This window comes from Streptomyces sp. SM1 (assembly GCF_002910825.1).
In the GTDB taxonomy this organism is placed as follows: Bacteria; Actinomycetota; Actinomycetes; order Streptomycetales; family Streptomycetaceae; genus Streptomyces; species Streptomyces okerensis.
The window spans coordinates 1-3,183 of record NZ_NEUB01000243.1 but is presented as its reverse complement, the minus strand read 5'-3'; the positions used below and the strand labels follow the sequence as shown (position 1 = coordinate 3,183).

The following is a 3,183-nucleotide window of genomic DNA, read 5'->3' as shown; positions in this document are numbered from 1 at the left end:
TAGAAGTCCTCGTCCAGGTCGACCGTTCCCTCCACGGCGACCTGGTACGCGGACGGACGCCGCTCGAAGAAGTTGGTGAGCTCCTGGACCCCCTGCAACTCCATGAAGGAGAAGGGGTTCTCCGAGCCGTACACCGGGGCGAAGCCGAGCCGGGCCAGCCGCTGGTCCGCGACGCACTCCAGGTACTGCCGCATCGAGTCGGTGTTCATGCCCGGCAGCCCGTCCCCGCACAGGTCGCGCGCGAACTGGAGTTCCGCCTCGACCGCCTCGCGCAGCATGTCGGTGACCTGCTGCCCGAGTTCCTCGTCGAACAGGCCCGGCTCCTCCTTGCGCACGGTGTCGACCACGTCGAAGGCGAAGCTCATGTGCATCGTCTCGTCACGGAACACCCAGTTGGTGCCGGTCGCCAGGCCGTGCAGCAGCCCGCGCGAGCGGAACCAGTAGACGTAGGCGAAGGCACCGTAGAAGAACAGGCCCTCGATGCACGCGGCGAAGCAGATCAGGTTCAGCAGGAAGCGCCGGCGGTCCGACCGGGTCTCCAGGCGGTCGATCTTCTCCACCGAGTCCATCCACCGGAAGCAGAACTCGGCCTTCTCCCGGATGGACGGGATGTTCTCCACGGCCGCGAAGGCCGCCGCCCGGTCGTCCGGGCGGGGCAGATAGGTGTCCAGCAGCGTCAGATAGAGCTGGACGTGCACCGCCTCCTCGAACAACTGCCGCGACAGATACAGCCGCGCCTCGGGGGAGTTGATGTGCTTGTAGAGCGTCAGCACCAGGTTGTTCGCCACGATCGAGTCACCCGTGGCGAAGAAGGCGACCAGCCGGCCGATCAGGTGCTGCTCCTCCGGGGTGAGCTTCGCCAGGTCGGCGACGTCCGAGTGGAGGTCCACCTCCTCCACGTGCCAGGTGTTCTTGATGGCGTCCCGGTAGCGTTCGTAGAAGTCGGGGTAGCGCATGGGGCGCAGAGTCAGCTCGAAGCCGGGGTCGAGCAGGTTCTTGGTCATCACAGTCGGCGCGGAGCGCCGTCCTCCAGGGGCGGTGGTCGGGTGACGGGTGGGCATCACTGGCAGGCCTCGCAGGACTCGGGGTTTTCCAGGGAGCAGGCGACGGCCTCGGGGTCTGCCGCCTGCCGGACGGGGACGGTGGCGCGGGCCGCGGCGCGGGCGATCCGGGTCGCCGGGCGGGACCGCAGGTAGTAGGTGGTCTTCAGGCCCTGCTTCCAGGCGTGCGCGTACATCGAGGAGAGCTTGCCGATGGTGGGCGTCTCCAGGAACAGGTTGAGCGACTGCGCCTGGTCCAGGAACGGCGTGCGGGCGGCCGCCATGTCGATCAGACCGCGCTGCGGGATCTCCCACGCCGTGCGGTACAGCCGGCGCACCTCCTCGGGGATCCACGCGAAGTCCTGCACCGATCCGCCCGCCTCGCGCAGCGCCTCACGGGTGCGCGCGTCCCATACGCCCAGCCGCTTGAGGTCGTCCACCAGATACGAGTTGACCTGGAGGAACTCCCCGGACAGCGTCTCGCGCTTGAACAGGTTGGACACCTGCGGCTCGACGCACTCGTACACGCCCGCGATCGACGCGATGGTGGCGGTGGGCGCGATCGCCAGCAGCAGCGAGTTGCGCATCCCGGTGGCCGCGATCCGCGTGCGCAGCGCCGCCCAGCGCTCCGGCCACGTGAGGTCCGTGTCGTAGTGGTCGGGATGCAGGACGCCCCGGGCGGTACGGGTCTTCTCCCAGGCGGGGAACGGGCCGCTCCGCTCGGCGAGTTCCGCGGAGGTCTCGTAGGCGGCGAGCATGATCCGCTCGGCGATCCGGGTGGACAGGGCCTTCGCCCCGGGGGAGTCGAAGGGCAGCCGCAGCCTGAAGAAGACGTCCTGAAGGCCCATGGCGCCGAGACCGACGGGGCGCCACCGGGTGTTGGAGCGGCCCGCCTGCTCGGTCGGGTAGAAGTTGATGTCGACGACCCGGTCGAGGAACGCCACGGCCGTGCGCACCGTCTCGTCGAGGCGTTCCCAGTCGATGTCCCCGTGCTCCACGAAGGCACCGAGGTTGACCGATCCCAGGTTGCAGACCGCCGTCTCCCCGTCGTCGGTGACCTCCAGGATCTCGGTGCAGAGATTCGAGGAGTGGATGACATGGCCCGGCTCGGCGGTCTGGTTGGCGGTGCGGTTGGCGGTGTCCTTGAAGGTCATCCAGCCGTTGCCGGTCTGGGCGAGGGTGCGCATCATCCGGCCGTACAGCTCGCGCGCCGGGAGGGTCTTCTTCGCCAGACCCTTCGCCTCGGCCGCCCGGTACGCCGCGTCGAACTCCTCGCCCCACAGGTCGACCAGCTCCGGCACGTCCGCCGGGGAGAACAGTGACCACGGCCCGTCGGCGTCCACCCGGCGCATGAACTCGTCCGGCACCCAGTGCGCCAGGTTCAGATTGTGGGTCCGGCGGGCGTCCTCACCGGTGTTGTCGCGCAGCTCCAGGAACTCCTCGACGTCCAGGTGCCAGGTCTCCAGGTAGACCGCCGCCGCGCCCTTGCGCCGCCCGCCCTGGTTCACGGCGGCGACCGAGGCGTCCAGCGTCTTCAGGAACGGGACGATGCCGTTGGAGTGCCCGTTGGTGCCGCGGATCAGCGAACCCCGGGCGCGGATGCGGGAGTAGGACAGACCGATGCCGCCGGCGTGCTTCGACAGCCGGGCGACCTGGTGGTAGCGGTCGTAGATCGAGTCCAGCTCGTCCCTGGGGGAGTCGAGGAGGTAGCAGGACGACATCTGGGGGTGCCGGGTGCCGGAGTTGAACAGCGTGGGGGAGGAGGGCAGATAGTCCAGGCGGCTCATCAGCGCGTACAGCGCGGCGACCTCCTCCACCGAGCGGGCGCTGTCGTCCTCGGCGAGACCGGCGGCGACCCGCAGCAGGAAGTGCTGGGGCGTCTCGACCACCTTGCGGGTGACCGGGTGCCGCAGCAGGTAGCGGCTGTGCAGCGTGCGCAGGCCGAAGTAGCCGAACCGGTCGTCGGCACGGCTGTCGACCAGCGCGTCGAGCCGGTCCGCGTGCAGCCGGACGAACGCGGCGGTCCGGTCGGCGATCAGGCCCTCACGGTGCCCGGCCGCGACGGACCCGGTGAACGAGGTGACGCCCTGCGAGGCGGCCTCGGCGCGGATGCCGATGGTCAGCAGCCGGGCGGCGAGCCGGG

The 3,183-nt window shown here is 69.7% G+C and carries 2 protein-coding genes; both read right to left on the bottom strand.

Annotation, left to right across the window (positions count from 1 at the left end; genetic code table 11):
- A partial coding sequence (locus tag B9S61_RS05670; RefSeq protein ID WP_181007261.1) for a ribonucleotide-diphosphate reductase subunit beta occupies positions 1-1,004 on the bottom strand: 1,004 nt, incomplete at its 3' end.
- Positions 1,005-1,060: 56 nt separating this feature from the next.
- Positions 1,061-3,183: ribonucleoside-diphosphate reductase subunit alpha (locus tag B9S61_RS05665; RefSeq protein ID WP_103541199.1), on the bottom strand; the 2,123-nt coding region annotated here is incomplete at its 5' end.